Raw genomic sequence first — 22,741 nt, forward strand, 5'->3', positions numbered from 1 at the left:
CATGAGCGATGTGCACGATGCCGCACACCACCACTGCCAGTCCCTCCAGGACGCGCTGCGCCGCTTTCGGCGCAGCGGCATCAGGGACGTCGCCAACTGGGGCAGTCAACTCGCCACCGTCCTGCCGATCGGCGGGCGGCTGCTGGCCGCGGGAAACGGCGGCAGCGCCGCCCAGGCGCAGCATCTGACCGCCGAACTGGTGGGCCGCTATCGGCAGGAGCGCCCCGCCTACTCCGCCATCGCGCTGCACGCCGACACCTCCAGTGTCACCGCCATCGGCAACGACTACGGCTTCGAGCGGATCTTCGCGCGGCAGGTCGCGGCGCACGGCCGCCCGGGTGATGTGCTGTTGCTGCTGTCCACATCGGGCCGCAGCCGCAACCTGCTGACCGCGGCAGAGACCGGCCGGGCCGCGGGGTTGCGGGTGTGGGCGCTGACGGGCCCGGCGCCGAACCCGCTGGCCAGCGCCGCGCACGAGGCCATATGCGTGGAGGCGGACAACACCGCGACGGTGCAGGAGGCCCATTTGGTGGCGGTGCATCTGCTGTGCGAGAGCTTCGATGCCCTGCGTACGCCCCGCGCTACCACGACCACCGCGGGCTCCGCTCTGGAAGCGGCCAGGGCCCGGCGGGAGCACCCGTTGTGACGCCGACGGCCCCTTCGACCAGCACCGCGGCGGCCGTCTGGAGGGCCGCCTTGAGGGCCTTCGCGGGGGCCCTTGTGGGGGCCGTTCTGGGGGCCTTCGTGGGGGCCCTTCTGGGGGCCTGTGTGAGGACCCAGCCGCGGCGCCCGCGCGCTGTCGCGAGCCCCATGGTGACGCCGACAGTCCCGCACACATCGGGCAAAACGCAACAAATAAGGCCACTATGGCACCACAGTGGCGGTTCCGGCCCGAGTGCCGGCTACCTCAGCACAGCGCTAGGGAGGTATTCGTGAACACGCGTCAGCCGCTCGTCGTCGTCGGTGACGTCCTGCTCGACCAGGACGTGGACGGCGACGCCCACCGACTGGCCCCGGACGCCCCGGCACCCGTGGTCGAGGTGCACGATGACCACAGCCATCCCGGTGGGGCCGGTCTCGCCGCGATCCTGGCCGCCCGCGATGGCCGGGAGGTCGTGCTGGTCACCGCGCTCGGCGACGACCCGGCCAGCGACACCGTACGAGCGGCCCTCGCCGACCGGGTCCAGTTGGTGGAGCTCCCCCTGCACGGAACGCTTCCGGTCAAGACCCGGGTGCGCGCGGCCGGGCGTCCGCTGGTACGGATCGACCGGGGCGGAGGCAGTTGCGGGGCGCCCGATGAGGCGGTGCGCTCCGTACTGGCCAGCGGCCACACCCTGCTGGTCGCCGACTACGGCCGGGGCACCGCCGATGCCGTACGCCGCGAACTGGGCCAGGCCGCGTTCCGGGCGCCGCTGCTGTGGGACCCGCATCCGCGCGGCGCGGCGCCCGTCCCCGGGGCGCGGTTGGTGACGCCCAACGCGGCAGAGGCCCGTGCGCTCAGCCCCCACGATGACGCGTCGCTGCGCGCCGACGCCGCGCGGGGCGCTTGGCTGGCGAACCGCTGGCACGCGGCGGCCGTGGCCATCACGCTCGGCGACCGCGGGGCGCTCTTGGTCCAGGCGGGCAGCGAGCGGCCGATGCTGGTGCCCGCTCCGTACCGGGCCAGCGGCGATCCCTGTGGGGCCGGCGACCGCTTCGCGGCCTCTACGGCCGCCGCGCTCGCGGACGGCGCCCTTCCGGAAGAAGCCGTACAGCGAGGAGTCGCGGAGGCGGCGGCATTCGTCGCCGCGGGTGGCGCGGGCGACCGCGCCCTGTGGCGGGCCGCGCCGGCGCCCGCTGTTCCCGCGTCGGAGGCCATGGACGCCTTCGCGTTGGCAGCTTCCGTACGTGCCGCCGGCGGCACGGTGGTCGCCACGGGCGGCTGCTTCGACCTGCTGCATGCCGGACACGTGGGGCTCTTGGAGAGCGCACGCAGGATAGGAGACTGCCTCATTGTGTGCGTCAACTCCGATGAGTCCATCGCCCAACTCAAGGGCCCGGGGCGCCCGCTGACGCCCGTAGCCGATCGGGTGCGGGTGCTGTCGGGGCTTGGCAGCGTGGACGCCGTCGCCGTGTTCGGTGAGCACACTCCCGAGCCGCTGCTGCGCAAACTGCGGCCCGATGTGTGGGTCAAGGGCGGCGACTACTCGGTCGATGCCCTCCCCGAGGCCGCCGCGCTGCGCGAATGGGGCGGTCAGGCGCTGGTGCTGCCCTATCTCAACGGCCGCTCCACCACCTCACTCGCGGATCGGGCTGCCCGGTCAGCCGCCCGATGGGCCGCGCGGTCAGCCGGCGAGTCAGCCGCCCGCGCCGACGTGGGAGAGCGCCGCCGATGACCGGGCCCGGCGACCGGGACCGGGTGCTGGTGCTGCGCGCCCTGGGTTTCGGTGATCTGTTGACCGCTATCCCCGCGCTACGGGCGCTGCGGCGGGGCCTACCCGACCATGACCTGGTGCTCGCCGCACCCGCCCGACTGGCCGACGCGGCCACCGCCACCGGGCTCGTCGATCACCTGCTGCCCACCACCGCGGCCGGCCGTGCGGTGCCCTGCCGCCTCGACTGGAGCGGGCCGCCGCCCGATGTCGCGGTCGATCTGCACGGCAATGGCCCGCCCAGCCATCTCCTGCTCGATCGATTGCGCCCGGGCCGACTCCTCGCGTACGCGCACCCCCAAACGCCACATCTCCGCGGCCCTGAATGGCGGCCCGACGAGCACGAACGGCACCGCTGGTGCAGGCTGCTGGCCTGGTACGGGTTCCCTGCCGACCCCGACGACCTGTCACTGCCCGCGCCCTCCATCCCCTCGCCGGCCGCCGGTGCGGTGGTGGTGCACCCCGGGGCGGACGCCGCGGCCCGCCGCTGGCCGCCGGATCGGTTCGCGGCCGTCGCCCGCGCGCTGTGCGCGGACGGCCATCGCGTCGTCATCACCGCGGGCGCGGGCGAGGCGCCGCTCGCCGCGGAGGTCGCCGCGCGAGCGGGCCTCGCGCCGGACGCGGTGTTCGGCGGGGCCGCAGACGTGCCGTTCGACCACCTCGCCGCATTGGTGGCCGCCGCCCACGCGGTCGTCGTCGGCGACACGGGCCTAGCCCACCTGGCCACCGCGCTGGGTACGCCGTCCGTCGTGCTGTTCGGCCCCGTCGCGCCCCGGCTGTGGGGACCGCCGCGCTCGCCGCGCCACCGGGCCCTGTGGCATCCCGACCTCCCCGGGGGCGCCCCGGGCTCCACCGACCCGGCCCGGCCCGGCGACGCACACGGCGAGCGGCCAGATGAGCGACTGCTGCGGATCAACTCGGACGAGGTGATCGACGCGGTACGCGCGCTCTCGCGCGCCAGCGGCCCACACCGTCCCCTCGTACCGCAGGCGGCACCATGACGCACGACGCCACACCACCGAGCACAGCCGGCGCGATGAAGCCCGCGACACAGCCCCCGCCAGCAAGCACGGCGCAGAACGCGACGAAGCCCACGAGGGAACACGCGAGGGGAGAGGCCCCCCGGGTAGGCGTGGTCGTGATCACCCGCAACCGTCGGGCGAGCCTGCTCGGCACCCTGCGGCAGTTGCGGGAACTGCCCGAACGGCCGCCGGTGGTCGTGGTGGACAACGGCTCAACAGATGGCACCGCCGACGCCGTACGGCGCGACTTTCCGCAGGTGCGCCTGGTGTGCCCGGGGCGCAACCTCGGCGCCGTGGGCCGTACCCACGGCGCCGCCGCGCTCACCACCCCCTATGTGGCCTTCAGCGACGACGACTCCTGGTGGGAGCCTGGCGCGCTGCGCAGGGCGGCCGACCTACTCGATGCCCACCCGCGGTTGGCGTTGATCGCCGCCGCCACCCGGGTGGGCCCGCACGGGCTTCCCGACCCGCTCAACGACGCCCTGCTGAACTCGCCGCTCGGCCGCGACCCGGACCTGCCAGGCCCCGGCGTGCTCGGCTTTTTGGCCTGCGCGGCCGTGCTGCGGCGTACGGCGTTCCTCAGCGTGGGCGGCTTCCATCCGGTGCTGCACTTCGGCGCCGAGGAGACGCTGCTCGCCCTCGATCTCGACGCGCGCCACTGGGGCGTCGCACACTGCCCCGACGTCATCGCCCGGCACCACCCGGACGAGCAGCCCCGCCTGGGACGCACGGTGCGGGTGCGCCGCAACGAGGTGCTGACGGCGTGGCTGCGGCGCCCGCTGCGGCATGCCGTCGGGCAGACGGCGAGGCTGATGGCGGACTGCCGCCGGGACGCGGAGGCGAGGGCGGCGCTGCGGGAGGCCGCCCAGCGGCTGCCCGCGGCGCTCGCCCGCCGCCGCCGGCTGCCACCTCGGGTGGAGCGCCGAGTACGGCTACTGGAGCGCGGTCGATGAAGCGCGAGGTCGTACGCAGCGGGCCCCAGCCCGGCACGCCCGCCCCAGGGCGTGTGCCTCGCGGGTGGCCCGCCGGATGTGCCCTGGCCCGTCTGAGACGGATGGCCATGGGCACTCGTACCGTCCGGGCACGGCGTGCCCATCCCCCGCCGGGCCGCGCCGTGCCCGGGCCTGCGGATGTGCGCGCGGGCCGGCGCGTGCGGGCCGCCCCATAGGCGTCCGCATGGCCGGGGCAGCGACGTGTGGGCGAGCCGACATGCGCCGCCTCGGCTTAGCTGGCAAGGTGACCGGCGGGGGCGGACGAAGGTTGTCCGTAGCGATCGGGTTTCCGGGGAACGGGTCCACCGGGAACAGGAGTGAGGCGAGAATCCCATGTCGGTCTCCGCGCACGAGCCGGCCGCTCGGCACTTGGTGCCCGGTGCGCCGTGCTGGGTGAGCCTGATGGCCCGTGACCTCACGGCCGCCCAGGACTTCTACGGCGCCGTTTTGGGCTGGACCTTTCGGCAGGGCACGCTGGGCAGCGAGTTCTCGGTTGCCCTGCTCGACGGCCAGCCGGTCGCGGGGCTCGGGGCGCTCGCCGACACGCTGCACGTCTCGGTCTCCTGGACACCGTACTTCGCCGTGGCGAGCGCCGATGAGGCGGCGGCCCGGGTCAGGGAGCGGGGTGCCACGGTCGCGGTCGGGCCGCTGCGGTTCGGCCGTGGGCGCGCGGCCCTCGTCTCCGACCGCGACGGCGCGGTCTTCGGCCTATGGGAGGGCGCGGTGCTGCGCTGGTCGGTGGGGCGCGGCAGCGCGCCCGCCTGGCTTGAGTTGCGCACCCGCAACGCGTTCGACGCCGCGATCTTCTACGGGGAGGTCCTGAGGTGGGCCACCCCCGACGAGTCGGGATGCGACGTGGACTACACGCAGGGGCAGGTGGTGGTCGGCGACGGGACGCACACCGTCGCCGGGCTGTGCGGCGGTGCCGTGGAGGCGGCCCCCGATCCCACCATCAGGCCGCGCTGGCATGTGTACTTCCACTGTTCCGATGTCGAGACGTCGATGAAGGCCGCCGTCGCCGGCGGAGGCTCGGTGGTCTCCCCTCCGGCGGCCTCCGCGCTGGGTTACGAGGCCACCCTCCGCGATCCGGACGGCGGACTGTTCACCGTGACCACCTCCCGCAGCCGACCGGCGGAGCCCTGCGCCCCGGTGTGACGGCCCGCCAAGCGGGCCCTGCTATACCGCGGCGTCCTCACGAGGTCGGGAGCCAGGGCTGGGGGTCTCGCGCGCCGAGTGCGCGGCATACCGTGCGGTGAGCGCGCCCCGAGTACGCGGTGGAGAGATCCGATGGCCGAGCAAGCACTGATCGCGGCGTTCGGCGGCAGGGAACCGCGTATCGGCGCCGAGGTGTTCACCGCCCTCTCGTCGGTGGTGCTGGGTGATGTGACGCTGGCTGCCGGGCCGAGCGTGTGGCAGAACGCGCTCCTACGCGCGGACCAACGCTGCCCTGCACGCGGGCTAATGCTGTCCTACGCGCGGGCTGCGGTCCCATCGCGCTCGGCGCCGGAAGCACCCTTCAGGAGCGCGCGGGCATGACGCTCAACGCGGAGTCCACCTCGACCTCGCCCGGCACCGTGACACCTTCAACGGGCGGACCGAGAGCTGACGTTCACCCGCGCCGTGCTCCACGGACGGCGTACGCCTCTTGCTCTCCGCTTCACGAGGCGTACGCCGTCCGCAGGATCGACCCGCGGGCCCCCTCACAGCGCCACAAGAACTGCCGCTGCGATGTACACGAGTTGCAGCACCGTGCGCCAGCCGAGCGGGTCGCCCTGGGCAACCTGGCGGCGGGCCGCGGAGACATTGGCCGGGAACATACCGACCATCAACAGGGCCAGCCCCACAGCCGCCCACGAGACGAGTCCCGGGATCAGCAGTCCGATGGCGCCGAGCAGTTCGAGCGCACCAGTGACGGTGACGAGCAGGTCGGGCCGAGGCAGCCGGGGCGGGACCATGCCCACGATGTCGGGGCGGAGCCGCGGGTGAAAGTGCGAGATGCCGGTGAGCACAAACAGCAGCGCCAGCCCTACGCGCAGTGCGGGATGCCAGCCGTCGAGTGCCTCGACACCGATCAGTCCGGCCAGGCGCGCCGAGAGGAATCCAACGATCAGGGCTACAAGAGGTTCCATGATGACCTCCATTGAACGAACTTTCCACTGTAAAGATACACCTCCCACCCTCTATCTTGTCAATGGCAAGATAGACTGGCGGCATGACTGACCGGCCCTATCACCACGGGAACCTGCGCAGCGCCCTGCTCACCGCCGCCGCCACGGCGATCACGGAAAAGGGGCCAGCGGCCCTAAGCCTGCGTGACCTAGCACGCCGCGCGGGTGTGTCACACGCCGCGCCCACCCACCACTTCGGCGACAAGACGGGACTGCTCACGGCGCTCGCCGCCGAGGGCTACACGCTGCTCGCCGACGCACTCGGCGGCGCGGGTGACGATCTGCTGGAGAGCGGGGTGGCCTACGTACGGTTCGCCATCGAACACCGGGCCCACTTCGAGGTCATGTTCCAACCAGGGCTCTACCACCGCGACGACCCGCAGGTCGCCGCCGCGCGCGATCGAGCGGGCAGGTCCCTCACCATCGCGCTGTCCGCCCGCCCGGGCCAGCCACCCGGCCAGGACAGCGAAACGGCAGAGCTGGCCGCATGGTCCATGGCGCACGGCTTCGCCGCCCTATGGCTCAGCGGCGCCCTGCCCACCGCACCGGACCTCGATCCCGAGCCCCTGGCCAAGAACGTCCTCGGCCAGCTCTTCGACCAGCCCTGACACGGTACGGCGCCCGGACCAACCGTCCGGACGTACGGACCGCCGGGCACGCCGCCGAGCGACAGGGGCGCATTCGCGTGTGACGGTTGCCCCCATGTCGCGTTGGCCGCTGACGTTCGATGATCATCACCGAGTCGAGGTACAGCAAAACTGAGGGTGGCCGAGGCAGCGAGGCAGCGAGGCAGCGAGGCAGCGAGGCAGCGAGGCAGCCGATGGTGACCTACCCGCGTTGTTCGCCATCTGATCGTGAGCTTTCGCCGCGATCTCGGGGACGGTCACCCCCTCGACCAAAGGCCCCGGGCAAACCGAAGTTGGGTGAATGACATCGTCAACTCGGCGATCCTGCGCACGAGGCGCTTGAGCCTAGACCGTAGGGATGACCGCCGTAGGGGCTGAGGCCCGCTCAGTCCCACGGCTTGCGCCAGATGATGCTGTACCGCCACAGGAGGTGATAGCGGTACAGCGAGCCAGGCAGCATATCGGCTGCCAGTGCTCGCATCTGCGGGTATGTCAGGGGCGGCGGCCACACGATGGGGGACGGGTGTTGCCAGGTCCCTTTCGTAGCGCGGTGGACAGTATCGACAGCGACACCAGCGACGATACGCGGCAGGTCATGCGGCATGGTCATCCGAGCGAGACCGACGATGGCCAAGACGCCGCCGGGTCGCAGCAGGTCACGCATGCGGGCCAGCCCGGTGGCGGCGTCCAGGTGATGCAAGGTGGCCACCGACGCGATGACGTCGAACGAGGCGGGCTCGAAGGGGTGGGTCAGGAAATCGCCATGGACGTAGTCAACATCGTCCGCGTATGCGCGCCCTTCATCGATGCTGGGGGCGTCGAGGTCGATGGCGGTAACGTGCGGCACGGTCCGCTGAAGTGCACGGGCCAGCATGCCCTCGCCACAGCCGACGTCGAGGGCGCGCTCGGCATCGTCGGGGACAGCGCGGAGGATACGAGGGTGGTAATGGATGTTGTGGTTCCATCGCCTGCCGTTCTTCACCGTCATAGGTTCATCCTGCCCAGGCGTAGATCCTGCTTGTGGACACCGCCGAGCTTGCCAGCAACCGTCCAGCAGCAAGTCCGTTGCGACAAACCTCACGTACGTGGTGCCGTACGCCACATCGGTACCACAACCCGGATTGGCGGAAACCGTAGCCCTTGTCGGTCACCACGTGATCGGACCAGTCGCACGATGCTCACGCCCCGGCCAACAACTCCCTCACCAGCGACCCGACTTGCTCCGTCTCGATGAGGAAGCCGTCATGTCCGTACGGTGAATCGATGACCCGCGGTCGATCGGCGCCGGGGATCGCGGCGGCCAACTCGTCTTGCTGGCTCGGCGGATAGAGACGGTCGGATGCCACACCCGCGACCAGCGTGGGCATGGTGATCCGCCGCAGAGCCGGGGCCGCGCCGCCGCGGCCCCGGCCGATGTCGTGCCCGTTCATGGCCTCGGTGAGAACGACGTAACTGCCCGCATCGAAGCGGCGAGCCAGTTTTGCCGCATGGTGGTCCAGGTACGACTCGACCGCGTAACGGCCGCCCCGCCAAGGGTCCTCGCCCCGCTGTGGCCTTCGGGCGAACCGCGTGGCCAACTCGGGCTCGCTGCGGTACGTCACATGGGCGATGCGCCGGGCGGTGCCAAGGCCGCGGTGCGGGCCCCCGCCCGGCGGCGCGTCGTGATAATGCCCGTCCTGCCAGCCCGGGTCGCCGCGAATCGCCGCGATCTGGACGGACCCCCATGCGATCTGTTCGGCGGACGCGGCGGCAGGGCAGGCCAGGACCAGCAGCGAGCCGGTACGCTCCGGCCGCCCCACGGCCCATTCCAGGGCCCGCATGCCACCCATCGAACCGCCGATCACCGCCGCCCAGCGGGCAACGCCCAAGGCGTCGGCGAGCGCCGCCTCCGCGGCCACCTGGTCTCGCTGGGTCAGATACGGAAACGAGGGCCCCCACGGGCGGCCGTCCGGGCGCGGTGACGCAGGGCCCGTGCTGCCCTGGCAGCCGCCCAGCACGTTCGGCGCCACCACATACCACCGCTCGGTGTCCACCGGGCGGCCCGGGCCGATCAGGGCGTCCCACCAGCCGGGGGTGGGGTGCCCGGGCTCGGCGGGGCCCGCGACATGGCTATCGCCGGTCAGCGCGTGCAGCACCAGCACGGCATTGCCACCGTCCGGCGCCAGCTTGCCCCAGGTTTCGTACGCGATGCGCACGCCGGGCAGCACACCGCCCGCCTCCAGCGACAGCGGACGCTCCAGCGTCACCCAGCGGCGGCGTCCGACCGGCTGTCCCTCCCGCCAGCCACCGGTGGCTGGCGGGAGGGACACGGCCGGGGGCGTGCGCATGTTCAGGACGCATCTCGCGCGGTGGCGGCGGGGGCAGGGGCCGTATCACCGGCGCCACCGGCCGCCGTGCCATCAGTGCCCGACCCATCGGCGCCCGTGCCATGAGGGTCTGCGCCATGAACGCCTGCGCCATCTGCGTCTGCGTCAGGCGAACCCGGGGTGCTGGGTGCGTCATGTGCGGCCGTTTCGGCCTTGGCCCCACGAAACCCAGCCTCCAGGTCGGCCTTCAGGTCGTCCACGTGCTCCAGACCCACGGACAGCCGGACCAGACCGGGGGCGGCGCCGGTGGCCGCCAGCTGCTCCTCGTCGAGTTGGCTGTGGGTGGTGGAGGCGGGGTGGATGATCAGGCTCCGGACGTCGCCGATGTTCGCAAGATGGCTAAACAGTGACACCGCGTCCACGAACCGCTTCCCGGCCTCCGCACCGGCTCGCAATTCGAAGGAGAGAACAGCACCGGCCCCGCTCGGCAGGTAGCGGCGGGCCGCGTCGTACCAGCGGCTGGACTCCAGACCCGGATAGTGCACCACCGCCACCTCGTCCCGCTGCTCCAACCACCGAGCCAACTCCAACGCGTTGGCGGTGTGCCGCTCCAGGCGCAGACTCAGCGTCTCTACGCCCTGGAGCAGCAAGAACGCGGAGTGCGGGGCGAGCGCCGGGCCGATGTCACGCAGCAGTTGGACGCGTAGCTTCACGGCGAACGCCCCGGCACCCAGATCGGGCCAGTAGCGCAACCCGTGGTAGCTCGGGTCGGGCGCGGTGAACTCGGGGAAGCGCTCGGCGTGCGCGCCGAAGTCGAAGGTTCCACCATCGACCACCACCCCGCCGATGGTCGTGCCGTGCCCACCGAGGAACTTCGTCGCCGAATGCACCACGATGTCGGCCCCGTGCTCGATGGGACGCAACAGGTAGGGCGTAGGCACCGTGTTGTCCACGATCAGCGGCACACCCACCTCGTGTGCCACATCGGCCACCGCCCGTACGTCCAAGACGTTGCCGCGCGGGTTGCCGAGGGACTCCGCGAACAGCGCCTTGGTGGTGGGTCGCACAGCCGCGCGCCAGGCGTCGGTGTCGTCCGGGTCGTCGATGAAGGACACCTCGATGCCCAGACGCGGCAGCGTGTGCCGGAAGAGGTTGTACGTGCCGCCGTAGAGCGAAGCGGCCGAGACGATGTGGTCGCCAGCCCTCGCCAGGGTCAGGATCGCCAACGTCTCGGCCGCCTGCCCGGAAGACAGGGCCACGGCCGCAACTCCACCCTCCAAGGCGGCGACCCGCTGCTCCAGTACGTCCTGCGTGGGGTTGTGAATCCGCGTGTAGATGTTGCCGGGCTCGGCGAGCGAGAAGACAGCGGCGGCGTGCGCGGTGTCTCGAAAGACAAAGGAGGTCGTCTGGTAGATCGGCACCGCGCGGGCACCGGTCGTCGGGTCGGGTGCGGCGCCTGCGTGGATTTGCTGGGTCTCGAAGGACCAGCCGCTCCCTTCGCCAGCACGAGCGGCATCGGCGGGCGTGTGTCCTGCGATGACGGAGTCAACGGGCTGGCTCATATCGGGTCCTCGCACAGTGGTTCGGTGGGAACGGGCGATGAGAACGGAGCAGTGAGAGCGGAGCAGTGAGAACGACGTGGCGGGCCGGCCAGGCATCGAGCAACACGACACCGGGCGCTGTTGGGCCGGCGAACGGAGACGGGCTGCACACGGACGGTAGAGGTGGCAGGTCGGCGAGCGGAAGCGGGGGATGGGAATGGCCATACACGTGCAATACGCGAGCAACAAAGGCCCGGCATGGACCGTGCACGCCCGCCTCCGCGCTCGCCCGTCTGTGGCGCGCTGCGCGCGGACGGAGCGCTGTGTACTCACACAGGGAGCGGCGACCGCCAATGCGTGGTGATGCTGCGCACGCGGCCCAGACTTCCCACTGCTGCGATGTTGCGCACGCGGCTCGGACTTCTTCCGACTGCCGCGATACTGCGTACGCGACCCCGGACTTCCGACTGCCGTCAGGGCGAGCGTCCGCCAGAACACGCGGTGGCCACGGCGAACGGCGGCCACAGGACGGAGCGGCGGCACCGATCGGGAGCGGGGCAGGGGCGCGGGGGCGCGCCAAAGGCGGCGTGTAATGGGGCGTGTTGCGAAAGTGTGTGCGGCGGTGGACGTGGCGTAGTACTCCTGGGGAGACATAAGGACACGTTTGTTCTCACTTGGAGTCGTCAATGACCGTTCGCCGTGTCGTGCCCAATATCCAGTCGGAGGCGGCGCAGGAGAGCCGGGAGTTCTATGGCCTGCTGGGCTTCGAGGAGGTTATGAACCACGGCTGGATCATGACGCTCGCCTCTCCGTCCGTCCCGACAGCGCAGATCAGCGTCATGACCAGTGACAAGACCGCGCCTGTCACCCCCGACATGAGCGTCGAGGTGGACGACGTGGATGCGGCTTATGCGGTCATGCGGGAGAACGGCGCGGAGATCGTGCACCCCTTGCAGGATGAGGAGTGGGGCGTGCGGCGGTTCTTCGTCCGCGATCCCAGCGGACGGGTGATCAATGTGCTGGGCCACCGCTGACGGCCTCTGCCTCCCGCACCCTTGGTGAAAGTGCTGGTCACAGCCACTCGTTGATGGCCGCGACCAGGACGGTCGCTTCGTAGCGGACAGCCAGCTTGTCGTATCTCGTCGCCACGGCTCGGCGTCTTTTCAGGCGGTTGATCCCGCACTCCACCGTGTGGCGCTCGCGGTAGTCGATCAGGTCGAATATCGGCGGGCGCCCTCCGCGAGAGCCGAGCTTCTTGCAGTTGCGGATCTGGTCCTTCTTCTCCGGGATCGTGCAGAAGATTCCGCGTCTGGGCAGGTAGGCGCGGTTCTTCCAAGAGCCGTACGCTTTTTCGGCACGCATCTTGTCGGGCCGTTTGCGTGAGCGGCCGATCCCCTGCCGGGGCACGCGCATACGCTCCAGGACCGGTTCGAACTGCGGGGAACCCTCGCGCTGCCCGGCCACGGTCCGCCGGCGTAAATGCGGCGGGCGCACCGTTGGTGGCAAGACGGTGCGCCCGGAAGCTACTCACAGCCATCGTGCGTGGTGTCGCGGCGCCCGAGGGCTGCTGGGGAGACTCCCCGTGAGCCACAGCGGGCTGCGGCTATACGGCGGCGGGTTCCGCACCGAGCGCCGGGTCGGTCCGCTCGCCGGCACCGTCACGCCCGGCATCGGGCTCGGCGCCAGCCGCTCCATCGACGGTGGCCTCGGTAGGACCGGCGTCGGCGGCTGGGGCGTCGGCCGCGGGCTCGGCCGGGGCCTCGGCAGCCGGCTCCGGCTCCGGCTCTGCGCTCTGCGCCTCATGCCGGGCCTTGCGCTTCATCACCAGCATCGACACCAGGCCGATGGCGAGCGCGATGACGAGGCCCAGCCAGGAGAACCGCTTGAGCCAGTCCTCCGCCACCACGCCGAGGTAGTAGATGACCGCGGTCGTGCCGCCGGCCCAGACGATTCCACCGAGGACGTTGGCGATCGCGAACTTCCAGTACGGCATGCGCAGCACGCCCGCGAGCGGCCCGGCGAAAATACGCAGTAGCGCGACGAAGCGGCCGAAGAACACCGCCCACATCCCCCACTTTTGGAACGACCGCTCTGCGGACGCCACCTGGCGGGGGCCGAAGTGCTTGGGGAACTTGCCGCCGAGCCAGTTCAGCAGCGGCTGGCCACCCTTGCGACCGATGAGGTAGCCGATGGAGTCACCGACGATCGCGCCCACGGTGGCGGACGCACCGAGAATGACGGGGTCGATGTGGTCCTGTGTGCCGGCCAGCAGCGCGGCGCTGACCAAAACGATCTCTCCGGGGAGCGGAATGCCCAGGCTTTCCAGACCGATCACCAAACCCACCAGCAGATAAATGCTGACCGCCGGCACGGTCTCCAACCACTCCTGGATGTGCAACGCCGTTTCCTTCCCGCAAACCCGTGCAGATGACCGCGCACGGCCCTGCCCTGCGCGCCGGGCAGCCTACTGGACTACGCAAACGCCCGGTGACCAGTGGCGACCCGGCGACCCGGCGACAGCGCAGCAACCACGGGCGGTCGGACCAGCGCGCCAACCACGGGCAGTCGTGGCAGGCGGCGCTATCGAGGCCGGGCATCCCACCGAGTCCGCTGGCGGTAGACCCTGCCGATCGAGCCGGGCGCCGCCACCTCGCGGCGCGCCGGCTCGACCCGGTGCGTCAGGCGTTGGGGCGAAGAGTCCAGATGATCGACATTTCTCCGCTGGCCGCTCCGTCTTCGCGGGTGATCACGATGTTCACCGGGAATTCGGGCCGCCCGCCGGCATCCAACTCCGCGACCACATCGGCGATCGGACGGCCAAGTTCCGCGGTCGCGGTGACGGCTCCCTTGGCGAGCTTCTTGTATCCGATCTCGGCCCGCACCGCGAGCGGCACAGCCCGGGTGAGCTGGTCGCCGAAGGCGGCCAGCACGATGGCCCCGCTCGCAGATTCGGCCAAGGTGAACATCGCACCCGCGTGCGGTCCCTGGACGTGGTTGTGGTAGTCGGGCTGGTCCGGCAGGCGCAGCACGGAGCGTTCGGCGCTCGTCTCGATGAACTCAAGGTTGAGGGTACGGACCATTGGCACGCTGGCCGTGAGCATCTCGCCGATCGACGGCAGGGTCTCTGACATACCCAAAAGTTACCAGCGAGTAGCGACTTGCGGGAAGGGCGGACGTAGCAGCCCGCCCCCGGCCCCTCTATGGTTACTCGCCATGTGGCCAGGACAGCAGCCGCCCGGGGGCGAGCAGAACCCGCAAGACCAGAACCCGTACCAGCAACCGGGGCACCAACAGCCTGGGCCGGGGCAGCCCAACCCTTACCAAACACCGGCGCCGGGACAGCCCAATCCGTACCAGCAGCCCGGACCGCCGCCTCCACCGCCGGGAGCACAGACCGGGCCGCCGGGTGGCCCACCGTCCGGCGCCCCCCAGCACGGCGCGCCGCAACAGGGCCCCCCGCAGCCCAACCCGTATCAACAACAACCGGGTTATCCACAGCACAACCAGGCGCCGCAGACGTGGAACACGCCGGCGACGCCGGGCGCTCCGCAGCCCCCGCAAGGCGGCGGCGACAAGCGGAAGAAGACGATCGCGATCGTGACGGCAACGGCCGTGGTCGCCGCCGCCATCGTTGTCGGCGTCGTGGTCTTCTCCGGTGACGACAAGGACGACAAAAAGAACACAGCCCAGGAATCCACCAACCCATCGGCATCGGCGTCGTCCGGGCAGCCAAGTACGCAAAAGCCCAGCGCACCGGACAACCCTCGCGGGGGCGACTCGGAGAACCCGCGGGCCGCCGACCCCGCCGCCAAGCCCGTCATCCCCGGCTGGAAGACGGTCATCAGCGCCAAGCGCCATGTCGCCTTCGACGTCCCGGCCACCGAGGACTGGAAGGTTGAATCGTCGAGCCTGTCGATCGGCTTCGAGAGCGACAAGGGCAAGCCGCTGGTCATCATGTCCAGCCCCGCCAAGTACAAGCAGGACGCATGCTCGGTGAAGGTCGAGGGCAGCACCGAGCCCGACACCAGCGACCTGGGCGGCGTAGGCACCAAGGGCGCGCTGGGGGCCAAGAGCGAGGGCAGTGCGGCCGAGGTCGAGGCCGAGAACTGGGTGTTCGCCGGCTATGACCAAAAGCAGACCGGCGAGCGCAAGGTCACCAAGGCCAAGCCGTTTCAAAGCGAGCACGGGCTCAAGGGCTACGCCGCGTCGGCCACGGTCACCGGGGTGAAGAAGGACAACAAGTGCACCACCAACGGCAAGGCGTTCACGGTGGCGTACACGGATGTCAACGGCGACTACGCGCTGTGGGTCCTGCACGCGGCCACCGGTACCGAGGGCGAGCTGCCGAACGAGACCATCGAAAAGATCAAGAGCAGCCTGCGCCCGCTGAAGTCAGGCAGCTGAACCGCTGGGTGCCCTGAGCACTCGCAAGATCGTGGCCAGCCGCGGTCTGCGGGCGCGAGGGGCGGGGGCCAGCGTCCCGTCACGGCCGCGCAGCACCCGCACTGCACGCGAGGGCGACAAGAAAGGCTGAGCGGGACCCGCGGCCCCCGCCGCCCCGCGCCAGCGAGCCACGGACCGGACCAGGCCGCGCACCGTCCGCCCTGGTCCGGGCGGCGGGTAATGGGTTTGGCGGCGGGTCCCGCCCCGGGGATAGTTCGTCCGTGACCACTCCCCCGGCTTCGCCGCACCGTCGCCGCCCGGCCTGGGCCAGCCGTAACTACACGCTCCTGACCGCTGCCGCCGTGGTGGCGGGCCTCGGTAACGCCGGGGCTCTCATCGCGGCGGCGTTCGCGGTCCTGGACGCGGGTGGCGACGGCACGGACGTCGGCCTTGTGGCCGCCGCCCGCACCGCACCCCTCGTACTGTTCCTCCTGATAGGCGGGGCGGTGGCGGACCGGCTGCCGCGCCACCGGGTGATGGTCGCGGCGAACACCCTCAACTGCCTCTCGCAGGCCGCCTTCGCGGTCCTGGTCCTCACGGGCGAGGCCCGGCTGTGGCAGATGGCCGTGCTCGCCGCGCTGGGCGGCACCGGGCAGGCGTTCTTCGCCCCAGCCGCTGAGGGCATGGTGCTGTCATCGGTCACCGGGACACAGGCCAGCCGAGCCTTCGCCTTCTTCCGCATGGGCGTGAACGGCGCGAACATCGGCGGCGCAGCGCTCGGCGGCGCGCTGATCGCCACCGTGGGGCCCGGCTGGGTGTTGGCCATCGACGCCGCCGCGTTCGCTCTCGCCGGCGTGCTACGCGTCTTTTTGGACGTCAGCCACGTGCCCAAGCGTGCGCCGAGCGGCGGATTGCTGCGTGATCTACGCGAGGGCTGGCGCGAGGTCGCCGGGCGGCCCTGGCTGTGGAGCATCGTGGGACAGTTCGCGGTGGTCAACGCCGTGATCGCGGCGGCGGAGTCGGTGTACGGCCCGCAAGTCGCCGAGGACCAACTCGGCGGGGCCAGACCCTGGGGCATCGCCCTCGCCGGGTTCGGGGTGGGCACCGTCGTCGGTGGACTGCTGATGACGCGTTGGCGCCCGCGCCGGCTGCTGCTCGTGGGCACGCTGTGCGTCTTTCCGCTCGCCCTGCCGTCGGCCGCGCTCGCCGTGCCGCTGCCACTGACGGGCCTGCTCACGGTGATGGTCCTCAGCGGGATCGCCGTGGAGATCTTCGGGGTCTCCTGGATGATGGCGCTGCACCAGGAGATTCCGGAGGACAAGTTCTCGCGAGTCTCCGCGTACGACTGGTTCGGCTCGGTGGCCATGCTCCCGGTGGCGACAGCGCTCGCCGGCCCCGCCGAGAACCTCGTTGGCCGCGACACCGCGCTGTGGGGCTGCTCGGCGCTGGTCGTGTTGCTGACCGCCGTGGTGCTCGCCGTCCCAGACGTACGGCGCCTGGAACGGCGCGGCCGACCGTTCCAGGAAGCCCCCGTGGATGTCGCAGCGGAGGAACCCGCGGGCGCTGCCGGCTCCAGCAAGCAGACCAGTTGACGGGAAGCAACGGCAGCAGCGGGTGCTCCAGGCGGGCCGTTGGGTGGCGCCATGCCGGCTGGCGGGGCTCAGCGTCGGCGAGCGATGGTGATGATGTCCGGGCTGGTGTCGGTCAGCGGCTGTCTGAGCCAGCCCCCGTACTGTTCCTCGACCACCAGGCCGGCCCCTGCCAGGAACGAGGCGACCTCGACCGCGCCGCGGAACCGCACCGTGCTCCGGCTGGCTTGCGGTCGGTCCCAGTCCGGGCTGGTGAACGTCGTGGTGAAGTGCACGGTGTCGCCGTCGCAGGGCGTCTCGACGTCGTGCGCGACCCGTACGACCGCACCGGTGGCGTCAAGGACCTCGACCGCGTGCTCCGCGGTCCACTCCTCCCACGCTCGCGCCGCAGGGTTGCGGGTCTCAAAGGCGAAGCGACCACCGTCCACAAGGGCGGACCGAATCGCGGCGAGCGCGACACGCAGCGCGTCATCCGCCACGAACTCCTGGAAGGCGTTCCCCGTCATCACCGCCAGGTCGAACTCCCGCTCCCAAGACACCGCTGAAAGATCACCGAGAACCCACTCGATGGCGGTCTGCCCACTGCCCGCCTTCGCGTGCGCGTGCCCTGTCGCGTACGCCCGTGCCTGCCCGTACGCCTGCGTCTTCGCGTACGCCTGCGTCTTCGCGTACGCCTGCTCCAACATGGCGTCCGCCGGGTCGAGCCCGCACAACCGCCCCTGGTGCCCGGCCTGCCGAGCCCGGCAGAGCAGTTCCCCCGTGCCACAGCCGACGTCGAGCACCGACCCCGCGGACATCACCAGGGGCAAGTAGAAGTCGAAGTCCTGTCGCCCCGCGCACAGCGCGTCGTACAGCACGGCCACGCTTGCATCGGTGAACAGGCGATCCCTCATTGACCTGTGATTAGGGGATCAACGCCCCACATCGCAAGCCCGCCCTCCCATCGGACATCGGTTTTGGCCAGCGCCCGCCCTCGTCGGGCTCCACTTCAGGCAGGGGCACACCAAGGCGCGGTGGCCGACCCTCAGCTGAGGCTGAACGCGCCGTCCGGCGGCGGCGGCGATGGCACCGCCGCCGCGTCCCACACCGGCTCGGCACCCGCCACGAAGCGTTCCAGGGCCGCGCCGTCCGCGACGCGCGCCGGGAACGGGTCGGCGGCGGCACGGCGCGCCAGCGCGGCAACGGGCAGCGCGCCGTGCGAGGCCACCAGGATCGCGTTGCCAAACCGCCGGCCTCGCAGCATGCCGGGCTCCGCGATCAGGCACAGTTGGTCGAAGACGGCGCCGAGGGTGGCCAGCTGGGAGCGCAGAAAGTCGAATGGAGCACCGTCAGCGAGGTTCGCCGCGTACCGCCCCGTGGGGCGCAGCACTCGTGCGGCGTGGCGTGCGCACTCGACCGAGGTCAAATGTGCGGGCACGCGCGAGCCCCCGAAAACATCGGCGATGATCACGTCGGCCGATGCGTCGGGGGACTTTTGGAGCGCGGCCCGCGCATCCGCCGCGCTCACCTCGGCCAAGACCGTGGAAGGCACCGGCAGCACCTCCGTCACGAGGCCGAGCAACCCGCGGTCGGCCTCGATCACCCGCTGCCGCGAGCCGGGCCGGGTGGCCGCGACATAGCGCGGCAAGGTCAGCGCTCCGCCGCCGAGGTGCAAGACCTCCAGGGGCTCGGGCGCCTGCGCACCGGTCGGCCCCGCGGTGTCCAGCACATGCCCGAGCCGCCGCGTGTACTCGAACTCCAGGTGCAACGGATCGTCGAGGTCCACATAGGACTGCGGGGCGCCGTCCACCGTCAGCAGCCAGCCACGTGGCCTGTCCACGTCGGGCATCAGCTTTGCGGTGCCGAAATCCACGGCTCGGCTTACGGGTATCCGGTCATCCACTCCCCCATTGTGCGGCCGGCGAGTGCCCGCCCCTACCTCTTCGGGAGACCGAGCATCGGGGCAGGACCTGCGGGAACGCCCGCCGCGCTCCGCTCGCCTCGGTGTGGCCGGCCGGCTGTGGGCGCGCGCTCAGTCCTCGACCGTGCGGACCCTGCCCACGCCCACCGTCCGGCCACCTTCGCGCATCGCGAAGTCAAGGCCGGGTTGCAGGGGGGTCGCGCGGCTCAGCTCGACTCGCAGGGTAAGGGTGTCGCCTGGCCGGACCATGTTCACCTCGCCGAGGTCGATCTCGCCGGTGACCTCGGCCGTACGCAGGTGGAAGCGCGGGCGGCAGCCAGTGAGCAACGGCGCGCGCGGGCCACCCTCCGCTACCGAGAGCGCCCGGATGCGGGCCGAAAAACGCCGTCGTGACGTCAGGCTGCCGGGGGCGGCGACAACGTCGCCACGGCGTATCGCGCCGCGCGGCACGCCACGGAGCAGCAGCGTCACGCGATCCCCCGCCTCGGCGGACGCCACCGGCGCGGCGAAGGTCTCCAGACCCTTCACCATCGCCTCGATGCCTGGTCCGATGATCTGCACCCGGTCCCCGATGCGTACCGTGCCTCGCTCGACGGTTCCGGTGACGCCCGTTCCGCGGCCGGTGGTGACCACGGCCTGCGCGATGGGCAGCAAAAAGGGCGCGCCCAGGTGGCGTACCGGGGTCGGTAGGCAGGTGTCCACGGCGTCGAGCAGCGCCTCGATGGCGCCGATCCACCGTGGGTCGCCTTCCAGCGCCCGCAGCCCGGAGACCCGGACGATGGGGGTGGTGTCGCCCGGATAGCCGTGTGCGGTCAGGAGGTCGCGGATCTCCAACTCGATCAGCTCCATCAGGTCTGCGCCACCGGCGTCCGCCTTGCTGAGGGCGACGACCAGGTGGTGGACGCCGGCCTGGCGGGCCAGCAGCAGATGCTCGACGGTCTGCGGCTCGACGCCATCGAGTGCGGAAACGACGAGGATGGCCCCGTCGAGTTGCGCGGTCCCGATGATCAAGTGCCGGATGGAGTCGGCGTGTCCCGGCAGGTCCAGATGGGCGTAGTGACGGGTCTCGGTCTCGTACTCCACGTGCGCGGCTTCCACGCCCGCGACGTTGACGACGGTGCCAGGTGCGACCTTCTTGGTCGCCCGGTCACTTCGGGCGAGCGGTACGAGGGTTCTCGCGCCCCGCATCCTGAGCAGCCGTGCCATAGCGGTGGTCAGGATGGTCTTGCCGTGACCAACGTGGCCCATGGTGCCGATGTTGAGGTGTGGCTTGGTGCGGGCGTACGCCTGCCGAGACATGGGTTCCTTCCTTGGGATACGGCGGGGGCCTTGGGAGCTTCGGGCCCTCTGAAACGGCACGTGAGCAGCGAGCTGGGGCAACGCGGCCGACCCGGCGTGGCCCGGGTGAAGCGAGGGGGGCGAGGGGGCGAGTCGGCGAGGGGACGGGCCCGGGGTGCCGGGTGCCGCGCGAGTCAACCGGCTCGCGCGGGCCCCGAGCCGGACCGGCCCCCTGTGGGGTCCGCCGAATGTTCGGGGAGGGTCAGCGACCTATGCCGTCGGTCGGGACGGTTGGAGTGGCTAGCACCGGAGCGGCGGCGGCAGCTGGGGGCATGGGCGTGAGCGGGGCATACCGGACCATGTGCCTGATCATGGCTCTCGCCCGTTGCCCGGTCGAGCGGTTTTCGCTCCCCCGTCCCACCCTCGCCACGGCCCGTGATCTGCGGCGCCGCTCAGGACCGGGCTTCGGCGGGTGCCCCGGGCCCGCCAGGGTTTCGTTCCCGGGCGTCCACAGGACACCCGGTTCACACCGGGGTCGGTTACGCTCCACCGATGTTCGAACCTGCCATGCAGTCCCCTGGTCTCGCCGCGCGGTGTGTCCGGGTGCTGCTGTCGCCACGCGCCCGGCTCGGCCTGCTCATCATGCTGCTGGCCGGCGCGGGCGCGATGGTGCTGGTCTTCGAGCCGCAGCGGCTGCTGAGCACGGGGTGGCCCCCGCAGATGTCAGGCGCCGCCGCCGTGATGGTGTTCGCAGCGGTGTACGGGGTGTGCACCTCGGCCCTGGTGCCAAGGCCGCTGCTCAACCTCGCGGCGGGCGCGTTGTTCGGCAGCCAGGCGGGGTTGCCTGCCGCCGTGGCCGGGACCGTCATCGGCGCCGGCATCGCCTTCGGGCTCGGGCGGCTGCTCGGGCAGGACGCGCTACGGCCGCTGCTGCGGGCCAAGTTCCTTGCGGCGGCCGATCGGCAACTGAGCAATCATGGGTTCCGCTCGATGCTCGCGCTGCGGCTGTTTCCGGGGGTGCCCTTCGCCGCCGCGAACTACTGCGCGGCGATCTCGCGGATGGGTTGGCTGCCGTTCTTGTTGGCGACGGGCCTTGGCAGCGTGCCCAACACGGCCGCCTATGTGATCGCGGGCAGCCGCGCCTCGTCCCCCACCTCGCCCGTCTTCATCGCCGCCATGGCCTTCATCGCCGTCACGGGCCTCATGGCCGTGCTGGTTGCCTGGCGCAAGCGCGCGCGGCTGCGCGGCGAGACCGCGCCAGCGCAAGATGACAAGCAAGATGACAAGCAAGAGGGCTGCATAGGAAGCACAAGGCAAGACAAGCAAGCCCTGCTGGAACACACGGCAACGCCAGGTCCATGACAGCCCGCATACGCCCGTAACCGAGGGCTCTGTCCGCTCCTTCACGAACGGGCGCTACGCTGCCCCTGACTGGTGGATGATCGTGGTCGGGCCGTGGCCCTAGCGCCGCGCAGCTCACTAGTGTCCCGTCAGCTCACTCAGCGAAAGTCAGCATGAGTCCGGCCAGACCAGATTCCGTATGACCGCACACACGCACCGCAAGCCTGCCCAGAAACCGCCTTTGGCCTGCAATGTTGCTGGTCAGAACGTGATCAGCATTTGGATGGCATAGATATCGATGTCTTGGTTTGAATCCTTCATCCTCGGACTCGTCCAGGGCTTGACCGAGTTTCTGCCGATCTCCTCCAGTGCCCATTTGCGGCTGACGGCGGCATTCGCCGGGTGGAGCGATCCCGGGCCGGCCTTCACCGCGATCACTCAGATCGGCACCGAGGCCGCAGTGATCATTTATTTCCGCAAGGACATTGCGCGGATCATCTCCGCCTGGGCACGGTCGTTGGTCAACAAGCAGCTACGCAGCGATCACGACGCCAAGATGGGCTGGCTGGTGATCGTCGGCTCGATCCCGATCGGCGTGCTCGGGCTGACGCTGCAAGATGCGATCGATGGCCCGTTCCGCGATCTGCGACTGATCGCGACGACGCTCATCGTGCTGGGCGTGGTGCTCGCCATCGCGGACCGACTCGCGGCCAGGGACGAGACGGGCGGTCGCCATCGGGCGGTCAAGCACCGCAAGGACCTCAACGCGTTGACCACCAAGGACGGTCTGCTGTTCGGCATCTGTCAGGCCATGGCGCTGGTGCCCGGGGTGTCCCGCTCAGGTGCCACCATCAGTGGTGGCCTCTTCCTCGGCTACACCCGCGAAGCCGCGGCACGCTACTCCTTCCTGCTCGCCATCCCGGCCGTGCTGGCCTCCGGTGCGTTCGAGCTCAAGGACGCGAGTGAGGGTCATGTGTCCTGGGGTCCGACGATTTTCGCCACGATCATCGCGTTTATCGTGGGATACGCGGTGATCGCATGGTTCATGAAGTTCATCTCAACAAAGAGCTTCATGCCGTTCGTCTACTACCGCGTGCTGCTCGGCCTGGTGATCTTCGCCCTGGTCGGCTCCGACGCACTGAGCCCGCACGCGGGCGAGTCGGGCGACTAGTCGCCCGGTGAGG

At 70.8% G+C, this 22,741-nt stretch carries 20 protein-coding genes and 2 pseudogenes; 12 read left to right on the forward strand and 10 right to left on the reverse strand.

The genetic code is table 11. From position 1 onward, the window contains the following. Window position 1: 1 nt before the first annotated feature. The 6 genes from FHS42_RS20325 to FHS42_RS20350 all read left to right on the forward strand — a co-directional run bounded on the left by FHS42_RS20325 (window position 2) and on the right by FHS42_RS20350 (window position 5,961). Entirely contained in the window at window positions 2-646 is a 645-nt protein-coding gene (locus FHS42_RS20325; protein ID WP_184573917.1) for a D-sedoheptulose-7-phosphate isomerase, read from the forward strand. Between the two features lie 286 nt (window positions 647-932). Then, complete coding sequence (locus FHS42_RS20330) at window positions 933-2,375, forward strand: PfkB family carbohydrate kinase (protein WP_184573919.1); 1,443 nt, start codon at window positions 933-935, stop codon at window positions 2,373-2,375. Continuing rightward, window positions 2,372-3,412, forward strand: coding sequence for a glycosyltransferase family 9 protein (locus FHS42_RS20335; protein ID WP_184573921.1), 1,041 nt, complete (start codon window positions 2,372-2,374; stop codon window positions 3,410-3,412). Before FHS42_RS20330 ends, FHS42_RS20335 begins: the two co-directional genes overlap by 4 nt. Window positions 3,413-3,447: 35 nt before the next feature. Beyond that, window positions 3,448-4,386: a glycosyltransferase family 2 protein gene (locus FHS42_RS20340; RefSeq protein ID WP_184574048.1), complete on the forward strand. Its 939-nt coding sequence runs from the start codon at window positions 3,448-3,450 to the stop codon at window positions 4,384-4,386. Window positions 4,387-4,758: 372 nt separating this feature from the next. Then, entirely contained in the window at window positions 4,759-5,580 is an 822-nt protein-coding gene (locus tag FHS42_RS20345) for a VOC family protein (RefSeq protein WP_246495009.1), read from the forward strand. A 132-nt stretch (window positions 5,581-5,712) separates the two neighbouring features. Then, complete coding sequence (locus tag FHS42_RS20350) at window positions 5,713-5,961, forward strand: hypothetical protein (RefSeq protein WP_184573923.1); 249 nt, start codon at window positions 5,713-5,715, stop codon at window positions 5,959-5,961. Between the two features lie 164 nt (window positions 5,962-6,125). Here the strand turns inward: FHS42_RS20350 and FHS42_RS20355 are convergent, their stop codons facing one another. Continuing rightward, on the reverse strand, window positions 6,126-6,554 hold the full coding sequence (locus FHS42_RS20355; protein ID WP_184573925.1) for a DoxX family protein: 429 nt from the start codon (window positions 6,552-6,554) through the stop codon (window positions 6,126-6,128). An 83-nt stretch (window positions 6,555-6,637) separates the two neighbouring features. On the opposite strand from FHS42_RS20355, the gene FHS42_RS20360 reads away from it, so the two are divergent. Further along, complete coding sequence (locus FHS42_RS20360; RefSeq protein ID WP_184573927.1) at window positions 6,638-7,201, forward strand: TetR/AcrR family transcriptional regulator; 564 nt, start codon at window positions 6,638-6,640, stop codon at window positions 7,199-7,201. A gap of 403 nt (window positions 7,202-7,604) precedes the next feature. Here FHS42_RS20360 and FHS42_RS20365 read toward each other — a convergent pair whose 3' ends face one another. The 3 genes and pseudogenes from FHS42_RS20365 to FHS42_RS20375 all read right to left on the reverse strand — a co-directional run. Next, window positions 7,605-8,207 carry a class I SAM-dependent methyltransferase gene (locus FHS42_RS20365; protein ID WP_184573929.1) on the reverse strand — a complete coding sequence of 201 codons (603 nt, stop codon included), beginning with the start codon at window positions 8,205-8,207 and terminating at the stop codon, window positions 7,605-7,607. 190 nt (window positions 8,208-8,397) lie between these two features. Continuing rightward, window positions 8,398-9,546 carry a homoserine O-acetyltransferase MetX gene (gene metX, locus FHS42_RS20370; protein ID WP_184573931.1) on the reverse strand — a complete coding sequence of 383 codons (1,149 nt, stop codon included), beginning with the start codon at window positions 9,544-9,546 and terminating at the stop codon, window positions 8,398-8,400. A 191-nt stretch (window positions 9,547-9,737) separates the two neighbouring features. Then, window positions 9,738-11,087, reverse strand: a pseudogene (locus FHS42_RS20375) (bifunctional o-acetylhomoserine/o-acetylserine sulfhydrylase); the annotation flags it as partial. 665 nt (window positions 11,088-11,752) lie between these two features. Between FHS42_RS20375 and FHS42_RS20380 the strand changes: the two are divergent. Further along, window positions 11,753-12,100, forward strand: a complete 348-nt coding sequence (locus FHS42_RS20380) for a VOC family protein (protein WP_184573935.1) — start codon at window positions 11,753-11,755, stop codon at window positions 12,098-12,100. 37 nt (window positions 12,101-12,137) lie between these two features. Here the strand turns inward: FHS42_RS20380 and FHS42_RS20385 are convergent. The 3 genes and pseudogenes from FHS42_RS20385 to FHS42_RS20395 all read right to left on the reverse strand — a co-directional run. Beyond that, window positions 12,138-12,527, reverse strand: a pseudogene (locus tag FHS42_RS20385) (transposase family protein); the annotation flags it as partial. A gap of 142 nt (window positions 12,528-12,669) precedes the next feature. Continuing rightward, on the reverse strand, window positions 12,670-13,464 hold the full coding sequence (locus FHS42_RS20390) for a DedA family protein (RefSeq protein WP_184573937.1): 795 nt from the start codon (window positions 13,462-13,464) through the stop codon (window positions 12,670-12,672). Between the two features lie 280 nt (window positions 13,465-13,744). After that, window positions 13,745-14,197 (reverse strand): DUF4442 domain-containing protein, encoded by a 453-nt coding sequence (locus FHS42_RS20395; protein WP_184573939.1) that lies wholly within the window; start codon window positions 14,195-14,197, stop codon window positions 13,745-13,747. An 82-nt stretch (window positions 14,198-14,279) separates the two neighbouring features. Here FHS42_RS20395 and FHS42_RS20400 point away from each other — a divergent pair, with 82 nt between their 5' ends. Both FHS42_RS20400 and FHS42_RS20405 read left to right on the forward strand, forming a co-directional pair. Continuing rightward, complete coding sequence (locus tag FHS42_RS20400) at window positions 14,280-15,470, forward strand: DUF8017 domain-containing protein (RefSeq protein ID WP_184573941.1); 1,191 nt, start codon at window positions 14,280-14,282, stop codon at window positions 15,468-15,470. A 260-nt stretch (window positions 15,471-15,730) separates the two neighbouring features. After that, window positions 15,731-17,041 carry an MFS transporter gene (locus tag FHS42_RS20405; protein WP_184573943.1) on the forward strand — a complete coding sequence of 437 codons (1,311 nt, stop codon included), beginning with the start codon at window positions 15,731-15,733 and terminating at the stop codon, window positions 17,039-17,041. A 68-nt stretch (window positions 17,042-17,109) separates the two neighbouring features. Here FHS42_RS20405 and FHS42_RS20410 read toward each other — a convergent pair whose 3' ends face one another. From FHS42_RS20410 to FHS42_RS20420, 3 genes are all read right to left on the reverse strand, one after another. After that, window positions 17,110-17,931, reverse strand: a complete 822-nt coding sequence (locus FHS42_RS20410) for a class I SAM-dependent methyltransferase (RefSeq protein ID WP_184573945.1) — start codon at window positions 17,929-17,931, stop codon at window positions 17,110-17,112. Between the two features lie 131 nt (window positions 17,932-18,062). Further along, window positions 18,063-18,920: a spermidine synthase gene (locus tag FHS42_RS20415; RefSeq protein ID WP_312866960.1), complete on the reverse strand. Its 858-nt coding sequence runs from the start codon at window positions 18,918-18,920 to the stop codon at window positions 18,063-18,065. Between the two features lie 129 nt (window positions 18,921-19,049). Next, the gene (locus FHS42_RS20420; RefSeq protein ID WP_184573947.1) at window positions 19,050-20,237 is read right to left on the reverse strand and encodes an elongation factor Tu; all 1,188 of its coding nucleotides are present in this window, start codon (window positions 20,235-20,237) and stop codon (window positions 19,050-19,052) included. Window positions 20,238-20,768: 531 nt separating this feature from the next. Here FHS42_RS20420 and FHS42_RS20425 point away from each other — a divergent pair. Next, complete coding sequence (locus FHS42_RS20425; RefSeq protein WP_184573949.1) at window positions 20,769-21,578, forward strand: TVP38/TMEM64 family protein; 810 nt, start codon at window positions 20,769-20,771, stop codon at window positions 21,576-21,578. 277 nt (window positions 21,579-21,855) lie between these two features. Then, a complete protein-coding gene (locus FHS42_RS20430; RefSeq protein ID WP_184573951.1) occupies window positions 21,856-22,728 on the forward strand; it encodes an undecaprenyl-diphosphate phosphatase in 873 nt (290 codons plus the stop codon). The last annotated feature ends 13 nt before the right edge of the window (window positions 22,729-22,741 follow it).

The sequence above is a fragment of the Streptomyces zagrosensis genome, assembly GCF_014203645.1.
GTDB classification, from domain to species: domain Bacteria; phylum Actinomycetota; class Actinomycetes; order Streptomycetales; family Streptomycetaceae; genus Streptomyces; species Streptomyces zagrosensis.